At 62.9% G+C, this 17,221-nt stretch carries 17 protein-coding genes; 5 read left to right on the forward strand and 12 right to left on the reverse strand.

All coding sequences use genetic code 11. From position 1 onward, the window contains the following. Nucleotides 1-58 precede the first annotated feature (58 nt). Together HGSM_RS07640 and HGSM_RS07645 are read right to left on the reverse strand one after the other, a co-directional pair. On the reverse strand, nt 59-1,993 hold the full coding sequence (locus tag HGSM_RS07640) for an NAD(P)/FAD-dependent oxidoreductase (protein WP_326550015.1): 1,935 nt from the start codon (nt 1,991-1,993) through the stop codon (nt 59-61). A 197-nt stretch (nt 1,994-2,190) separates the two neighbouring features. Next, nucleotides 2,191-3,861 carry an oxidoreductase gene (locus HGSM_RS07645; RefSeq protein ID WP_019148158.1) on the reverse strand — a complete coding sequence of 557 codons (1,671 nt, stop codon included), beginning with the start codon at nt 3,859-3,861 and terminating at the stop codon, nt 2,191-2,193. A 222-nt stretch (nt 3,862-4,083) separates the two neighbouring features. On the opposite strand from HGSM_RS07645, the gene HGSM_RS07650 reads away from it, so the two are divergent. Continuing rightward, nucleotides 4,084-4,623, forward strand: coding sequence for a hypothetical protein (locus HGSM_RS07650; protein ID WP_019148159.1), 540 nt, complete (start codon nt 4,084-4,086; stop codon nt 4,621-4,623). Nucleotides 4,624-4,675: 52 nt separating this feature from the next. On the opposite strand, the gene HGSM_RS07655 is transcribed toward HGSM_RS07650, so the two are convergent. From HGSM_RS07655 to HGSM_RS07695, 9 genes are all read right to left on the reverse strand, one after another. Further along, entirely contained in the window at nt 4,676-5,176 is a 501-nt protein-coding gene (locus HGSM_RS07655) for a hypothetical protein (protein ID WP_040594716.1), read from the reverse strand. A 135-nt stretch (nt 5,177-5,311) separates the two neighbouring features. Beyond that, nucleotides 5,312-5,644, reverse strand: a complete 333-nt coding sequence (locus HGSM_RS07660) for a metal-sulfur cluster assembly factor (protein WP_019148161.1) — start codon at nt 5,642-5,644, stop codon at nt 5,312-5,314. Nucleotides 5,645-5,750: 106 nt separating this feature from the next. Continuing rightward, nucleotides 5,751-6,302, reverse strand: coding sequence for a Fe-S cluster assembly sulfur transfer protein SufU (gene sufU, locus HGSM_RS07665; protein ID WP_230197511.1), 552 nt, complete (start codon nt 6,300-6,302; stop codon nt 5,751-5,753). 21 nt (nt 6,303-6,323) lie between these two features. Beyond that, complete coding sequence (locus tag HGSM_RS07670) at nt 6,324-7,604, reverse strand: SufS family cysteine desulfurase (RefSeq protein WP_019148163.1); 1,281 nt, start codon at nt 7,602-7,604, stop codon at nt 6,324-6,326. A 190-nt stretch (nt 7,605-7,794) separates the two neighbouring features. Further along, nucleotides 7,795-8,556, reverse strand: a complete 762-nt coding sequence (gene sufC, locus HGSM_RS07675; RefSeq protein ID WP_019148164.1) for a Fe-S cluster assembly ATPase SufC — start codon at nt 8,554-8,556, stop codon at nt 7,795-7,797. 17 nt (nt 8,557-8,573) lie between these two features. Then, nucleotides 8,574-8,918 carry a non-heme iron oxygenase ferredoxin subunit gene (locus HGSM_RS07680; protein ID WP_019148165.1) on the reverse strand — a complete coding sequence of 115 codons (345 nt, stop codon included), beginning with the start codon at nt 8,916-8,918 and terminating at the stop codon, nt 8,574-8,576. Further along, on the reverse strand, nt 8,915-10,147 hold the full coding sequence (gene sufD, locus HGSM_RS07685) for a Fe-S cluster assembly protein SufD (RefSeq protein ID WP_019148166.1): 1,233 nt from the start codon (nt 10,145-10,147) through the stop codon (nt 8,915-8,917). The genes HGSM_RS07680 and sufD overlap by 4 nt, the downstream gene beginning before the upstream one ends. Further along, a complete protein-coding gene (gene sufB / locus HGSM_RS07690; protein ID WP_019148167.1) occupies nt 10,147-11,592 on the reverse strand; it encodes a Fe-S cluster assembly protein SufB in 1,446 nt (481 codons plus the stop codon). Before sufB ends, sufD begins: the two co-directional genes overlap by 1 nt. Continuing rightward, nucleotides 11,589-12,413: a helix-turn-helix transcriptional regulator gene (locus HGSM_RS07695; protein WP_230197512.1), complete on the reverse strand. Its 825-nt coding sequence runs from the start codon at nt 12,411-12,413 to the stop codon at nt 11,589-11,591. The genes sufB and HGSM_RS07695 overlap by 4 nt, the downstream gene beginning before the upstream one ends. Nucleotides 12,414-12,646: 233 nt before the next feature. On the opposite strand from HGSM_RS07695, the gene HGSM_RS07700 reads away from it, so the two are divergent. From HGSM_RS07700 to HGSM_RS07715, 4 genes are all read left to right on the forward strand, one after another. Continuing rightward, nucleotides 12,647-13,693 (forward strand): ABC transporter ATP-binding protein, encoded by a 1,047-nt coding sequence (locus tag HGSM_RS07700; RefSeq protein WP_230197513.1) that lies wholly within the window; start codon nt 12,647-12,649, stop codon nt 13,691-13,693. Beyond that, nucleotides 13,690-14,499 (forward strand): ABC transporter permease, encoded by an 810-nt coding sequence (locus tag HGSM_RS07705; protein ID WP_019148170.1) that lies wholly within the window; start codon nt 13,690-13,692, stop codon nt 14,497-14,499. The genes HGSM_RS07700 and HGSM_RS07705 overlap by 4 nt, the downstream gene beginning before the upstream one ends. Nucleotides 14,500-14,770: 271 nt before the next feature. Then, entirely contained in the window at nt 14,771-15,748 is a 978-nt protein-coding gene (locus HGSM_RS07710) for a COX15/CtaA family protein (RefSeq protein WP_019148171.1), read from the forward strand. A gap of 179 nt (nt 15,749-15,927) precedes the next feature. Continuing rightward, entirely contained in the window at nt 15,928-16,521 is a 594-nt protein-coding gene (locus HGSM_RS07715; protein ID WP_019148172.1) for a DNA-3-methyladenine glycosylase I, read from the forward strand. Here HGSM_RS07715 and HGSM_RS07720 read toward each other — a convergent pair. Further along, entirely contained in the window at nt 16,518-17,159 is a 642-nt protein-coding gene (locus HGSM_RS07720; protein WP_019148173.1) for an NUDIX domain-containing protein, read from the reverse strand. The two genes, HGSM_RS07715 and HGSM_RS07720, sit on opposite strands and share 4 nt — an antisense overlap. Nucleotides 17,160-17,221 lie beyond the last annotated feature (62 nt).

Consider the following 17,221-nt stretch of genomic DNA (forward strand, 5'->3'; position numbering starts at 1 on the left):
CCACACCGCTCTTAATCACTCAATCGGGCCACGCTCAGTGAGCGGTCGAACACTGCCGTTACAACCCCAACGCCGCCTCGTATCCCCCATTCACGGCCTCCGCGACCTTGCCCGGCGCTACGCAGTCGCCCACCGCAATAGCGCCGGGAACCGTGCGCTGCAGCAGCGCCACCTCATCAACGCGAGACCGCACACCAAACGCGAGCACAGCGGCGTCGGCGGGCAGGATCTCCGCACAGTCGCGGCCCTCAACCTCCACGCCTCCTGGCGTGAACGCGGAGACCCGGTGGTCAGTCAGGATCCGCACGCCAGCCTCCGCGAGCTTACCCAGCAGCGCGATGCGGTTATGCAGGAGCATGTCGGTGGCAATGGCGGACTTCATCTCCACGATGGTCACGTGTTTGCCATCCTGCGCGAGCTCGAGCGCAAGGTCCGCGCCGGACAAGCCGCCGCCACAGATCACGACTTCACGCCCAGTAACGCCCTGCAGGTGTGCGTCCACCACGTCGATGACGTGCGGCAGATCCGATCCAGGCAATGCCGGCGCCCACGCCTCAGCACCGATCGCCACGATGACCTCGTCAGCGTCCGCGAGCGCCGGGTCGTCACCCACGATCTCGTGGCCGAGGTGCACGGTCACGCCTGCGCGCTCCAACTCTCCTTCCCACCAGCCGATCATGCCGTTCAGTTCGCGCTTGAAGTCGGGGGTGGCTGCGGGCGCGAGCACGCCGCCGATGCGGGTATCGCGCTCGTACACGTCCACCGTGTGGCCGCGCAGCGCGGCCACGCGGGCGGCCTCCAGGCCGCCTGGCCCTGCGCCCACGATTGCCACCTTCTTAGCCTGTTCGGCGGGCATGATCTGCAGCAAAGCCTCCCGGCCCGCTGCAGGGTTCACGGCACACGTCACGGACTTACCGGCCACAACGTTTCCGATGCACAGCTGGTTGCAGCGGATGCACGGGCGTACGCGTTCCGCCTCGCCGCGCATCACCTTGGCAGGCAGTTCGGGGTCCGCGATGATGGGGCGGCCAAAGCCGGCAAAGTCGATCACGCCGTCCGCGAGCGCCTTCTCAGCTAGGTCTGGCGTGAGGTTTCCGGAGGCTGCCACGGGGATGGTTAGCGCCGGCTTTACGGCGGCGGCGTCGGGCAGGTACACGCCGTCACCCATGTAGTAGGGAGGGAACGCCCAGTTCAGTGCCTCGTACGAGCCTGCGTCTACGAGCAGCACGTCGAGGCCTGCCGCCTGGAGCACGAGCGCCAGCTCTCGCGACTCGGCCTCGGTGCGTCCGCCCGGGAACTGGTGGCGCACGGTGATGCGCATGGAAATGGGTACGTCTGGCCCAACGACCTCACGGGTCACGCGGATGAGCTCGGTGGCAAAGGTTGCGCGTCCGGCCACGTCCCCACCGAACCTGTCGGTGCGGCGGTTCCAGGCGGCGGTCAGGAACTGGTCGGTGAGGTATCCGGTGTGTCCGTGGATGTCGATCGCATCGAACCCTGCCTCCATGGCCCGCTCCACCGCGCGGCCGAACTGCGCGATGATGTCTTCGACCTGCTCGGTGGACAGTTCGCGGCAGCGCTTGCTGGGATCCGCGAGGGTGGGGTTGTCGGACGCCGACCACGACGGCCCCCCGTCGGGTGCCACGGGAATGACGCGCCCAAACCCGGGGGTCAGGTTCGCCGCGATGAGCGAGCCCTCAGCGTGCACCGCCTCGACCAGCCGTGCGAGCGGCTCAATGTGCTTGTCTTGGCTGAGTGACACCACGGATCCAGTGTCGATGTCGTAAACGGTTTGGACTGGCATCGACTCGGTGATGAGCAGCCCGCATCCGCCGCGCGCTCGCTCGAGTAGGTAGTCAAACCCGGACTGCGTCAGCGTCCCGTCCTTGGCCGCGGTGTGCGTTCCCATCGGTGGCATGAACATGCGGTTGGGCAATTGTAGTTTTCCCCACATGGCGGGTGACGATAGCAGCGGGTGGCTGGACATGGGCATGACTCCTCGTGGTTTTTTTGGGTTACGCCACCACTATCCCGCCCGTTTTAGGCCCCCCACCGGCACAAAGTCCTTGATTAGGGTCGCCACGTGCCCTAAATCGTGCCCTCGCGGGCACCCGGTATGGCCAGTTCGGGACTTGGGTCACAGATATTTCTGACCGTGTGACAGGAACCGGCCCCCACCAGCGAGTTCTCTCAGAGTGCCTGCCCCGCCTCGTACCCGGCGCGGATCGCCTGCGCGATCGCCTCGATCGCGAGCCTGTTCGCTTCCTCGGCGCCGGCTGTTCCGGCCGCCCCAGCACCCACTCCAGCCGCGCCGACCACCACATCATTCACGACGATCACCTCATCCACCCCTAGCTCCCTTGTTAGGTTGGTGGTCAGTTCCTCGGCCTGCCTGCGCACCTCGTTGCCGGTCACACACGCGTTAGCAACTGCGGAGCCCTCGACCACGCGCACGCCAAGCCTCGCGAGTTCCTTGTCCCACCACATCACGAGCCGCTTGACCTCCACACGCAGATCGTCGCTGAGCCCCTCGATGGGCGCCCCAACGAGCCCGGCCTGGGTTGGGTACAGGGCCACGTCATGTCCGCGGCGCGCCAGGGTGCGGGCCGTCTCGAGTCCGCGAACCCCCGCGCCGAGGACAGCTACGCGCTTGGGTTCATGCATGTCATCGATGCCACCGGCAGCGCTGCCGTCAGGAGATGCGCCGCCACTAGCAACAGCCCTCGCACCAACACCGCCACCCGCACCAGCACGATGAACCAGCGGGTTCACCGCACACTCCACAGACCGCCCGCCGAACACCCTGTCAATGCACAGGTTGCAGCGCAGGCACGGACGCACCCGATCTGACAGCCCCTGGGCTACCTTCGCAGGGAGCTGCGGGTCAGCGATGAGCGGCCGCCCGAATCCCGCAAAGTCGATGATCCGTTCGCGTAGCGCCCGCTCGGCGATGTCCGGGGTCAGGTTGCCCGTGACTGCTACGGGGATAGTAACCGGCGGTTTGACCACCACGGCGTCCGGCAGGAACACACCCGTCCCCATGGACGAGGGCGGGAACGCCCAGTCCAGCGACTCCGACGCCCCCGCATCCACGATCAGCACGTTCAGCCCCGCGTCCTGCAGGATCATTGCCAGTTCCCGGGCTTCGCTTTCGCTCCGCCCTCCCGGGAACTGGTGCCTCACGGCCAGTCTCATGGAGATCGGCACCTCATTACCGACGATTGACCTCGTTCGCTTGATTAGTTCCGTGGCGAATCGAGCACGTCCCACCACGGATCCGCCGTATTGGTCGTTTCGCCTGTTCCAAGCCGCAGCGAGGAACTGGTCTGTGAGGTGTCCTGCGTGTGCGTGGATGTCGATGGCATCGAAGCCAGCCCGCATGGCGCGTTCCACGGCCTGGGCGAACTTCTCAATGATGTCCTCGACCTGCTCGGTGGTGAGCACCCGGCACTGTATGTCTGGGTTGTCGGCGACCGTGTTGTCCGAGGGAGAGTATGGCGCTCCGCCGTCCGGCGCGGCGGCCCCCACGCGGCCGAACCCTGGTGTGAGGCTCGCTGCAATGGGCGTGCCCGTCTCATGGACCGCATCCACCAGCCGGGAGAGCGGCTCGATGTGCTTGTCCTGACTGATCAGTGCCGCGTAGCCCGTATAGGAGTCGTACGTGGTTTGAGTCAGCAGCGATTCGGTGAAGATGAGTCCGGCACCTCCGCGCGCACGCTCCACAATGAAGTCATGGCCTCGCTCGGAGACAGTCCCATCGGGGTGCGCGGTGTGCGTGGACATGGGAGGCATGAACATGCGGTTGCGTAACGGCAGCGTCCCCCATCGGGCTGGGGATGTCAGTAGCGGGTGGATGGTCATTCGGGTCTCCTCGACGGCGGGGCTCTACCGTCAACTATCCCCCGCGTTTTGATGACAGGACCCGGCTAAAGGTCCCTGCAGGCCCCTCGAGCGGTTACAAACACCGCATTTTACCCTCCAGCCAGGATCACCATTGAGGCTTCCCCGGCCTGCCCAATGCGGGTGAAGCGGATTAGGTGATTTACTGGGCTGGATAAAATCAGCACGTTTTGAACGGACACCATGAAAAAGATCGCCGCACCACTCACGCTCGCGCTCGGCGCAACCATTTTGCTCGCCGGCTGCGCAAGCTACGAAGGCGTGGAGCCTTCCGTATTCGCTAAGTCCTCGTGTGGGGTCATGGGCGACCTCTACGCACTCGAAGAGGACTCGGTGGCTCTGCTCGAAAACCTCAGCGAGATCTCCGATGAGAGCATCACGGCCCTGACCGACCAGGGCACCCGCACGATCGAGGCCCTCACTGCAGCAAAGACAACGGTTGGCCAGAACCAGCCGGCGGTCAAGGAAGGCGCCGACATCACCGGCTACTTCACCACCTACTTTGACGAGCGTATCGCCGCCGCCGAAGCTGCGGCCACCGTATTTGAGAAGGCATCCGCAACTGAGGACATCAACGAGTTCTCCGATGCGGCTTTCAACTTCCTGACCGGCATTTCTGACTCGGAGGAGTTCACCTTCCCGTTCGAGCTGATCAAGAACCAGAAGGTTGTCGACGCAATCGATGACGAGGCAACGTGCAAGGACATCGTCGCCGTCTCCTAACCGGCTGCCAATCTAGCCACGCGGTATGGCCTCACTGCACAGCCCGCACACATCACCCCGATGTGGGCGGGCTGTTCTGTGCCTGTAACTGGTCCTGAGGCTCAACCCGAGGTCCCCACTTGTCCCGCGCGATAAAGAAGCCGGCCGAGATGGCGAAAGTCAGTGTGGCCCACAGGAACAACAGCTCAAACTCGAAAAGGGCACTGGACGCGTCTACGCCGCCGCCCGCCACTTGTGCCCCTACTAGGCGCAGAGCGAGCGGCACAGCGATGTAAGCAGCCCAGGCGACTCCAACCAGGAGCACAGCCTTGCGTGCAGGTTCCCAGCGCATCCGTGCACGCACGTGCCACATCACGAGGGCCGGCACAACCGGTGCCACAAGGAACGTAACGGACACAGCAAGGTCAACAAGCCCCCACGAGACGCTGAGGGGTTTTCCGCTCACAAGCAGTAAGAGATTCGTGAACAGAATGACCACCACGAGCGGAACGAGTTGCGCGCAATAGAGCACGATGTAGCACTTCACTGTGCCGACCAGACCACTTTGCCTCATGGCCTCAACCTACCAGCCACGCCCCGCACCGCCCCTGCGGACAGCAAGAATCCCACCCACCGAATACGCGGTGAGTGGGATTCATCGGTTACGGCTCCCGGAGCAGTTGCACCGGAGAACCAGAACCACTGGAAATCAGACGTTGAAGCCGATCGCGCGGAGCTGGTCGCGTCCGTCCAGCGTGATGTGCTCTGGGCCCCATGGTGGCATCCAGACCCAGTTGATCCGGAAGCCGTCAACCAGCCCCTCGAGGGCCTGGCCTGCTTGGTCCTCAATGACGTCGGTTAGCGGGCATGCCGCCGAGGTCAGGGTCATGTCGATGACCGCGGTCCCGTCCGACTCGATTGCAACTCCGTACACGAGTCCAAGGTCAACAACGTTGATCCCGAGTTCGGGGTCGATCACGTCGCGGAGCGCTTCTTCAACGTCCGCAACGGTGAATGGCGCTTCTGCAGTCTCGCTGCTCATAGCGTCTCCTTCATTGGTTCTTGCTAGGGACGGGCCACTGCGGTCCGCTTTCACACTCTTACAATTGTCCCCCACTCACCCGGGATCCCGGGCAGTCGGGCCACACTTACTCGCCGTGAGGCTCGTGCACACCGCCGGTTCCAGTGACCGTGGCGGCCTGCGCGTCAGCCAGTGCACCGGTCTTGGCAAAGGTGTCCCGCAGGGCCGACCAGCCCAACAGCGCGCACTTGATGCGGGCCGGAAACTTGGACACGCCAGTGAACGCGGTCGCGTCCCCCAGCTGGTCTTCCTTGTCCTCAGCCTCGGCATCGTCGTCGGCAAATCCCTTGCCGCGCGTGTTCATGAGGTCGCGGAACAGTTCGGCAACGGCCTCCGCCTCGCTGACCTTCTTGCCCTCGACCAGATCGGTCAGGATGGAGATGGAGGCCTGCGAGATCGAGCAGCCTTGTCCGTCCCACGACACCTTAGAGATCGTGCGGTCCCCGCCCGTGCCCTCGAACATGACGCGCATGGTGACCTCGTCACCACAGGTTGGGTTCACCTGGTGCGATTCTCCGCCAAGGAGATCGTCCGTCAGGTCTACCAAGCCCTTACCATTGGGGTGCTTGGAGTGGTCCAAGATCACCTGCTGGTAGAGCTGTTCCATTGAGTTGCTCAACGTATTGCCTTCCGCAAAAAACTAGTCCACAGAGAAGAACGCTCGCACGCCCTTCAAAGATTCCCGGAACCGGGCAATCTCGTCGATCGTGTTGTACACCGATCCGCTCACCCGCGAACTCGAGGCGGCGCCGAATCGCTTGTGTAGCGGCTGGGCGCAGTGGTGGCCCACGCGCACGGCAATGCCGTCGTTGTCCAGGAGCTGGCCCACGTCGTGAGCGTGGACGCCGTCCACCACGAACGAGACCACGGCGAGGCGGTGCTCGAGGTCCATTGGGCCAATGATCCGGATGCCAGGAATCTCAGCGATCTTGAGCATTTCAGCGGCGAGCTCACGCTCGTGAGCGAGCACGCCCTCCATGCCGAGGTCGCTGAGGTACTGGGCGGCGGCCCCCATCGCCACGGCCTGTGCGACCATCTGGGTTCCGGCCTCGAACTTCTGCGGAGCCGGCATGTAGGTGGCCGATTCCATGGTCACAACCTCAACCATTGAGCCGCCAAAATTGACAGCGGGCATTGCCTCGAGCATCTCACGACGCCCGTACAGCGCGCCCACGCCCGTGGGTCCGAGCATCTTGTGCCCGGAGAACGCCGCAAAGTCGACGCCCAGCTCGTGGAAGTTCACGGGTAGGTTGGGAACCGATTGGCACGCGTCCAGCACTGTGATTGCGCCGACCTCGCGGGCCCGGTTCACAAACGCGGCCACGTCCGTGACCGCTCCGGTCACGTTCGAGGCGTGCGTGAACGCGAGCACCTTGGTGCGCTCGGTAACCACTGTGGCAAGGGCCCCGGTGTCCAAGCGCCCATTGTCCAGCACGGGGACCCACTTGAGGGTCGCGCCCGTGCGGGCGGCGAGTTCCTGCCACGGGATGAGGTTCGAGTGGTGCTCAACCTCCGTGACCACGATCTCGTCACCTGCGCCGAGGCGGAAGCGCTCTGCTTGGGCTCCCCCGCGTCCTAGGCTTGCGTGCTGGAAGCCGTTCGCCACCAGGTTCAACGCGGCGGTAGCGCCGCTCGTCCAGACGATCTCGTCCTCGTCCACGCCAACAAAGCGCGCAACCTGCTCACGCGCGCCCTCGAAGGCGTCGGTCGCTTCCTCGGCCAGCTGGTGTGCACCGCGGTGCACAGCCGCGTTGCGCTGCTGATAAAAGTCTTGTTCCGCATCCAACACGGGGTGCGGCTTCTGCGAGGTCGCGCCCGAGTCCAGATACACCAGAGGCTGACCGTCACGCACCGTGCGCTCGAGCAGCGGGAAGTCCGCGCGAACCGCTTGAAGTTCGCTCAAAGACAACGTGTGTTCCATGGTTACGCTCCTTGCAGCGGCGCCCTGCGCCGACGAATTATGGTGCCATCGCAACCTGTGAGCGGTGGCGACCACGATCGTCGAAAATCAAATGATTCACGACGATCCTGGCCGGCTCACTGGACCACACTGGTTCCAGCGAGGACGGTGATGGCGGCCGCACGAGCGGCCGCCATCACCTCACTGACAATCAGGCAGTTACGTCCGTGAGGTAACGGTCGTAACCCTCGGCCTCAAGGCGCTCAGCGAGCTCCGGGCCACCCTCTTCAGCAACGCGGCCTGCAACAAACACGTGAACGAAGTCAGGCTTGATGTAACGCAGGATGCGGGTGTAGTGGGTGATGAGCAGGACACCGGAGTTGGTGGCTGCCTTGGCGCGGTTAACCCCCTCGGAAACGATGCGCAGAGCGTCAACGTCCAGGCCGGAGTCGGTCTCGTCGAGGATCGCGAACTTAGGCTTGAGAAGCTCGAGCTGAAGGATCTCGTGACGCTTCTTCTCACCACCGGAGAAGCCCTCGTTCACGGAACGCTCAGCAAACGAGTCGTCCATGCGCAGGTCCTTCATAGCGCCCTTAACTTCCTTGACCCAGGTGCGAAGAGCTGGGGCCTGGCCGTCAACGGCGGTCTTGGCGGTGCGCAGGAAGTTCGACACGGAAACGCCTGGAACCTCGACTGGGTACTGCATAGCGAGGAACATGCCGGCACGAGCGCGCTCGTCCACGGACATGGCAAGAACGTCTTCACCGTCAAGGGTCACGGTGCCGGAGGTGATTTCGTACTTAGGGTGACCGGCGATCGAGTAAGCCAGGGTCGACTTACCGGAACCGTTAGGGCCCATGATCGCGTGGATCTCACCCGAGTTGATGGTCAGGTTCACGCCGCGCAGGATCTGCTTGGCGCCTTCCTTGGTCTCTACACTGACGTGCAGGTCCTTGATTTCAAGAGTTGACATGGAATTCTCCTGGAGAACTAGTTAAAAGACTTCTGTGCATCAACGTCAACGAACACGTCGTCGCCTTCGATGCTCACGGTGTACACGGGAACGGGACGAGTGGCTGGAAGCTGCAGCGGCTGACCTGTCTTCAGGTCAAACTGCGAGCCGTGGAGCCAGCACTCGATGAGGCAGCCTTCGACCTCTCCATCCGAGAGAGAAACAGCCCCATGCGAGCAGATATCGGAGATGGCGTGGTATTCGCCCTCCTCATCACGGACAACGGCAACCTCAATTTCCTTGCCGTCCTTGTTGTCCAACTCGACCTTGAGGGTCTCTCCGGCTTCGAGATCCGAAACCTTGCAGACTAGCTGGGAACTCATGCGTCCTGACCAGTAATGACTGACATGGACTTCTCAAGCTCGGCGTCGATCGAGTGGAGCAGACGCTCCTCAACCTCTGGGACACCGATCTCGTGAATGAGCTCAGCAAAGAATCCACGAACCACGAGGCGACGTGCGTCAGCCTCACGGATGCCACGGGCCTGCAGGTAGAAGAGCTGCTCATCGTCAAAGCGGCCGGTTGCAGATGCGTGCCCGGCCCCTTCGATCAGACCCGTCTCGATCTCGAGGTTTGGCACTGAGTCAGCGCGGCCACCATCGGTGAGGATCAGGTTACGGTTCAGCTCGTACGTGTCGGTGCCTTCCGCGTTGGCGCGGATCAGAACGTCACCAACCCACACAGCGTGTGAGCCCTCGCCCTGCAGCGCACCCTTGTAGGTGACGCGGGACTTGCAGCGAGGCACGGCGTGGTCAACGAACAGGCGGTGTTCTTGGTGCTGGTTCTCGTCAGCGAAGTACAAGCCGACCATCTCGACCTCTGCACCCTCACCAACGAACTCGGCGTCAGGGGTAATACGAACGACGTCGCCGCCGAAAGTGACAACAACGTGCTTGACGGTTGCGTCGCGATCGAGCGTGATGCGCTGGGTTGAGGCGTGCACTGCACCCTCGTTCCAGTCCTGAACCGACACAACGGTCAGGTGCGAGCCTTCTTCAGCCACGATTTCAACGGACTCGTTGAGCAGGGCATCGCCGCGGTGGTCGAGAACAATAACGGACTCGGAGAGTGGCTCGGCCTTGATCAGGATGTGCGAGGCTTCTGCCTGGTCGGCAACGCCGGACACGTTGATGCGTGTCACGGTCGAGGCCTGGACACCCTTAGGAACCGTAACGACGGTTGCCTTGGTGAAGGCATTCCACGCGGTGACAGCGGTGCGGTCACCGGGCACGCCTGCCTTACCGAGGCGAGCGTCCTCGCGACCCACGAGCTCGACGAGGACCTCTGGAGCCGGCTCGACGGTCACGCCGTCAGCGTTGGCAAGGTTCTCAGCGAACAGTGGAGCCAGTCGGGAAACTGGCGAGAAACGCCATTCCTCTTCACGTCCCGAAGGAACGCCGATGACGCCAAGGTCGAACGAAGCTACGCGGTCTGCGCGGGAGCCCTGCACAGCGCCGCCCACGGGAGCGTGGCTGTGTGCCCCGTCCGCGGTTGCGCGCGAGTGATCGGTGCTCAGGCTCACTGGAGCCGAGCTTGTTTCAGTGCTGGTCATCAGCCGACAGATCCTTCCATCTGAAGTTCAATGAGGCGGTTGAGCTCGAGCGCATACTCCATAGGGAGCTCACGAGCGATTGGCTCAACAAAGCCACGAACGATCATCGCCATTGCCTCGGTCTCCGGCATACCGCGGGACATGAGGTAGAAGAGCTGGTCTTCGCTCACGCGGGAGACGGTCGCCTCGTGGCCCATGGTGACGTCGTCTTCACGGACGTCCACGTACGGGTACGTGTCGGAACGCGAGATCTGGTCAACCAGGAGCGCGTCACACAGGACGTTGGATGCAGAGTGCTCAGCACCCTCGAGCACCTGGACGAGTCCACGGTACGAGGTGCGGCCACCGCCACGAGCCACCGACTTGGACACGATCGAGGACGAGGTGTGAGGAGCAGCGTGCACCATCTTGGCGCCGGCGTCCTGGTGCTGGCCCTCGCCTGCAAATGCGATCGAGAGGGTCTCGCCGCGAGCGTGCTCACCAAGCAGGTAGATGGCTGGGTACTTCATGGTGACCTTGGAACCGATGTTGCCATCGACCCACTCCATGGTCGCGCCTTCAGCGGCGGTCGCACGCTTAGTCACCAGGTTGTACACGTTGTTCGACCAGTTCTGGATCGTGGTGTAGCGAACGCGGGCGTTCTTCTTCACGATGATCTCAACCACTGCGGAGTGCAGTGAGTCGGACTGGTAGATAGGAGCAGTACAGCCCTCAACGTAGTGAACGTACGAGCCCTCGTCAGCGATGATGAGCGTGCGCTCGAACTGGCCCATGTTCTCCGTGTTAATGCGGAAGTAGGCCTGGAGAGGGATCTCAACGTGAACCCCTGGTGGCACGTACACGAACGATCCACCGGACCACAGGGCCGAGTTCAGGGCAGCAAACTTGTTGTCGCCTGCAGGAATGACCGAGCCGAAGTACTGCTCGAAGATCTCTGGGTACTCGCGAAGACCAGTGTCGGTGTCAACAAAGATGACGCCCTGCTCCTCGAGGTCCTCACGGATCTGGTGGTAGACAACCTCGGACTCGTACTGAGCCGCAACACCAGCAACGAGACGCTGCTTCTCGGCCTCTGGGATACCCAGGCGGTCGTAGGTGTTCTTGATGTCGTCTGGGAGGTCTTCCCAGGAAGTTGCCTGCTTCTCGGTGGAGCGGACAAAGTACTTGATGTTGTCAAAGTCGATACCCGAGAGGTCGGAACCCCAGTTAGGCATTGGCTTCTTGCCAAAGAGGCGCAGAGCCTTGAGGCGCTGGTTCAGCATCCACTCTGGCTCGTTCTTGAGTGCGGAGATGTTGCGAACAACAGCCTCGCTCAGTCCACGCTGCGCGGCCGCTCCTGCGGCGTCCTCATCGTGCCAACCGTACTCATAGGAGCCGATCGACGCGATGATCTCATCGTCGCTACGTGGCGCTTCCGCATTGACGTTCTGCGTTGGGGCGCTCATTTCATTCCTTCCACGTTCCGCTGTGACGGACGGTCTTGGTGGCCCTGCGGGCGCTGCACGGGGATGTTAGTAGTACACACGTGTCCGCCCCCGGCAAGGGTCACGAGTCGCTGTGTGTGAGTGCCCAGCATCTTGGAAAAGAGCTTTGCTTCCGCCTCACACAGCTGAGGAAACTGCGCCGCAATGTCCTGGACGGGACAGTGCCCTTGGCACAGCTGAAGCATTGGCACTCCGCTGACAGGCCTTACGCTCGCCGCGTATCCCTCGGCATTGAGCGCTTGTGCAAGCTGCTCCACCCTCTGTTGAGGATCCGTGGCCGTAATCTTGTCAGCGTACTTTTGTTCAAAAATCTCTAGCCGGTGCTCTGCGAACTTGTCGAGCGCATCTTCACCGGCAACGCGGGCGAGGAACTCAAGTGCCTCAGCCGCAATACCTGAATAGGCAGTTGGGAGGTCACCGTGCGCACGGTTTGTTGCAACGTACTGGCGCGATGGCCTTCCGCGGACACCCTTTTCGGGCTTGTCCGTGTACACCTGAATCTGGGCGCTTTCCTCCAGGAACGAGATGTGCCGGCGAATGCCAGCCGGGGTTAGTCCGAGCAACTCTGCCAGGCGCGCCGCGTTAATCGGCCCGTCTGTGATGATCAGTTGCATGACGCGTTCCCGCGTTGATTCCTCGTCATGGAGTGTTGCCACGGGGGTGGCGTCGAACTTGCCATCCACTGCGGCAACTGGTGAGCTGCCCAACGTGGAGTCCGGCCCGACTTCCTTCTCCGGCGTAGGAAAGATCGTACGGTGCGTGAGGCGTACTGATTGAGCCAACGATGTGCTCTTCTCATGCTGTCCTGCCATTGCTTGGTTGTCACCACCTTCCATCGAAGTGCTTCTACCCAAAAAACCCATTAAGAAACATCTTTGTTCCCTAATTGGCGTTTGGCAAGAAAGGCTTACCTCACTTAGGACCTTATTCTCGGTGATACATGCCACTCCACTAGCAAGATCACACTGGTGGTTCTCTTAGAGTTCTCCCAGCAAAGCCGAATAGACTTCACAGCGTGTCTTCACTTTCACATGATTCGTCATCCCCACAGCCGTCGGGCGCACCTAGCGGGCAGGAAATGCCGGCAACCTCCAACCACCCAACCGAGCGTGGGCAGCGCTCTCCACAGGCCGCACCGGCCCCAGCGACGCTCCGGATCAGCGGCCTGCGAAAGTCCTATGGCGACAACGAAGTTGTCCGCGGGCTGTCGCTCGTAGCACGCGCTGGGCAGATCACAGCGGTGCTCGGCCCGAACGGAGCAGGCAAGACCACCACTATTGAATGTTGCGAGGGACTGCGAGCGCCCGATGGCGGCCAGATCACACTGTTCGAATCGGTCGCGCCAGGTTCCCCCGAGGCTCGCTCGCGCGTGGGCGTCATGCTCCAGGATGGGGGCTTGCCTTCCTCCGTGCGCTCAATCGACATGCTGCGGCACGTGGCCAAGCTGTACCTTGCCCCATGGGACATTGAGGATTTGGTCGAGCGCCTTGGTATTGAGTCCTTTGCCAAGACCCAGGTACGCCGACTGTCCGGTGGTCAACGTCAGCGGTTATCTCTCGCGGCAGCGCTGGTGGGCCGTCCCGAGCTGGTGTTCCTTGACGAGCCGAGCGCGGGCATGGATCCCCAGTCCCGCCATGCGGTGTGGGAACTCATTCGCTCTCTCCGTGACGGTGGGACCGCGGTTGTCCTGACCACCCACATGATGGACGAGGCCGAGTCTCTATCCGATCAGGTGTACATCGTGGACCACGGCCAGGTCATCGCGCAGGGCTCCCCCGCGGAACTCACTTCATCCGGTGACGTCGCACTCACGTTCGAGTGCGATACCCCCGTTGAGGTACCGGCTCTGGAATCGGCGCTCTCCAGCACGCTAGGCACCCCATATACGGTGACTTCTCCCCGTCCGCTGCGCTTCAAGGTGAGCGGCGACATCACGCCCGCCGCCGTCGCTTCACTCGCCGCGTGGTTGAACGAGCACGGCGTTATGCTCACTCACCTCACCAGCGGCAGCGCGACTCTTGAGGATGTCTTCCTCGACCTCACCGGAAGGACCCTGCGATGACCATCTCGATGCCTACCACGCCCGCCTCAGCCTCGGACCCAGCAACTGCTACTGCATCTGTCCCTGCCCCGACCGCGCGGCGCATCCTCGCGCAATCACTGTTCGAGGTCAAGGCGATCCTACGCAACGGCGAACAGCTCATGGTTGCCCTATTCATCCCGCTGGGCCTGCTCGTCATGCTCGCCACCACCAACCTGATCGAGATCAACACGGGTGACTGGGAACGTTTGGACTTCCTCGTTCCCGGGGTCATGGCGATGGCCATCATGAGCGGCGCGTTCACGTCCCAGGCAATTGCCACCGCGTTCGACCGCCGCAATGGCGTGCTGCGCTTCTTAGCCACAACCCCGCTCGGCCGATCCGGCATGCTGTGGGCAAAGGTTGCCGCCGTGTTCTCGGTGGCACTCATTCAGCTCGCCGCCGTTGCGGCACTCGCAGCCGCCTTAGGCTGGCGCGTGTCTCTTGCCCACCTCGTGGTTGCGCTCCCGGCCGTGGTGCTTGGCGTTGCCGCATTCACGGGCTTCGCTCTGTTCCTCGCGGGCACGCTGCGCGCTGAGGGTGTGCTTGCGATAGCCAACATCCTGCTCATCGTGCTGGTGGTTGCGGGAGGCATCGTCGCGCCAGCCGATCAACTTCCCGCCGCCCTCGGTGCCGTGGCTCAGTTCCTCCCCTCGGGGGCGCTCGGCGACGCCATGCGTGCCGCACTCATCGATGGCAAGTTTGCTGTCCTTCCGCTCGCCATCCTGGCCGCGTGGTCGGTGTTCTTTGCGGCGCTGACCGCCAAGACCTTCAAATGGCAGTCCTAGCCCGTCCCCATCCCCCCCACTCCATCATCGAGAGTATCCCTGAGCCCACTCTCGACACCGAGAGTGGGCTCAGGGATACTCTCGTTCCGGAAGTAGGCGCCGGTGAGCCCATGAGCCCCATGAGCCCCCGTGGTCCCAGCCGCAAGCAGGGAGCCGGGGGAACCGCCCGCCGGGACCCTGAACCCATCCCAGCTCGATCGTCGATAATTCGGTGAGCAACTCAACAGCACCGCCCCTGTCCACGCAGGGGCCAAAGGAATACGGTAGTTCTGTGACCACGACCAAGAATGACGCGCCCTCCAGCGCGGATCCACGCCCACAGGGCGTGCGCGCGTTCATCCAGAAGCTTGAGCCGCACGCTAACAAGATCGCTATCGCGAACGTGATCGCGCAGATCGGCATCATCGTGACCGGTGGCCTCGTGCGCCTGACCGGTTCGGGGCTGGGCTGCTCCACCTGGCCCATGTGCGAGCCGGGCCAGTTCACCCCCGTGTTCCACGAGGAGGTCACGTACCACCCGTTCATCGAGTTCGGTAACCGCACACTCACCGGCGTCCTGACCGTCATCGCCATCCTGCTGGTGCTCGCGGTCGCGTTCGACCGCACCCGCACGCCAGCCATGCGCCGCATGGCATGGCTGCCGCTCGCGCTCGTCGCGCTGCAGGCTGTGATCGGCGGAATCACCGTGCTCGTAGATCTGCACCCTGCGATCGTGGCCGGCCACATGGCGATCTCGATCCTGCTGGTCGCGGTGTCCGCGCTCATCCAATACCGCCTGTCATCCACGCCGCGCACGTCGGTGGCAACCCACCCAGCGTGGCTCGGTCAGGCAACGTGGATTCTGTTCTCGTTGCTCATCCCCGTCTCCATCATGGGCGTCATCGTCACGGGTTCCGGCCCGCACTCCGGTGACACCGAGGTCGGCTACCGACTCGAGTTCGACCCAATGTCCATCTCCAAGATCCACGCCCTGTTCGTTTGGTTCTTTGTGATCATGCTGATCATCGTCGGCGTGGGGATGGTGCTTGCGCGCCGTGCCGGCGCGCTGATCACCCGCGCACAGTTCAATGGCTTCGGCTGGGTCCTCGCGGTCACGCTGGCCCAGGGCGCCGTGGGCTACTACCAGACCTACAACGGCCTGCCCATCTTTGTTGTGCTCGCGCACATGCTCGGCGCCGGCCTGCTGACCCTGGTCACGGTCCGGTTCCTGGCACTCATGACTGAGCCCGTCAGCGCGCGCGTGTCATAGACCTGATTATCGACGATCTGGGCTGGTACCGAGGATCTTCCTCGGTGCCAGCCCCTTTCGTTGCGTCGGCTTGAGTGTGTTCGTTCCACAGTGCGCGTTGGGGCGCCTTCCTCCCCAACGCAAAGTGCGGGGCGAGGCGTCGGAGTCCGGAATGGCGAGGGAAGGAATAGAGTCGGTCCATGACTGAAAATGACGCACTTGTGGCAGACCCTGTTCGTACAGCGTGGGCCCTGTCCGATCCCCTGCTCACCGAGTACTACGACACGGAGTGGGGGCTCGTGGTCCGCGACGAACGGGGAATGTTTGAGCGCCTCACCCTCGAGGCGTTCCAGGCCGGGCTGTCGTGGCTCACCATTCTCAAGCGCAGGGAGGCGCTGCGCGCGGCGTTCGTGGGGTTCGACGTGGACAAGGTCGCGCTGTTCACCACTGAGGACGTGGAGCGGCTTCTGGCGGACGCCAGTATCCTGCGCAACAGGGCCAAGATCGAGGCGACCATCAAGAACGCCCAAGCCACGATTGCGCTTCGCCAGGACGGCGGACTTGCCGAGTTCATCTGGTCGTTCAAGCCTGAGGCCACGCCCGAACCGCACACTATGGCCGAGATTCCCTCCACCTCTCCCGAGTCGGTGGCGCTCAGCAAGGCTCTCAAGAAGCGCGGGTTCTCGTTCGTGGGACCCACCACCATGTTTGCGTTGATGGAGGCCGTGGGCATCGTGGACACCCACATCATGACGAGCCACAGGCGTGGCATCTCGGGTGTCTGGCCGCGCTAAACCTGACTGGTGAGCGGGGCCGTGCGGCGGTATGGCCAGGGCGCGTCCACGCTGCGCAGCGTGTCCCAGCCCTTCGCCTTGGCGGCATGTGCCGCGAGAATGCCCACCACCGCGGACGGGTTATGGATGTGCCCTCCAAGCACCAGGTCCACACACTCCCCGAGCGGAACCCAACGAGTCTCCATGTCGAGTTCCTCGTGCTCACGTTCGTGGCGCTCCCCCACGGGAACTTCCTCGACGTCCCGCGCAAGAAAGATCCGGATCGCCTCGTTGTTGCCGCCAGGCGTAGTGAAATAGTCAGTCAGCACGCTCCACGTGCGAGCACGTAGGTCGGCCTCCTCGTACAGCTCACGGGCTGCACCGATTTGGGCAGGCTCACCGGCGATGTCGAGGAGACCAGCTGGTGGCTCCCACAGGAACGCACGGACAGGGTGCCTGTACTGGCGGACCAAAAGAACCTCATCGTCGTTATTCAGGACGATGACGGCGACCGCACCCGGGTGGTCAATGTACTCGCGATGCACCACGCCCGCCTTGCCCAAGTCCACGCGATCATCCACCAGGTCAAACACGTAGCCCTTGTGGACCACCTTGCGGCCGAGGATTGGCCTTGGGTCGAGCTCGTCGGAAATGCTCATGGTCTACTCCGCTCCTACAACATGTCCTACAACATGGAAAAATGCCGCAGGGCGCGTCGTTT

This window comes from Timonella senegalensis JC301 (assembly GCF_000312125.1).
GTDB classification, from domain to species: Bacteria; Actinomycetota; Actinomycetes; order Actinomycetales; family Cellulomonadaceae; genus Timonella; species Timonella senegalensis.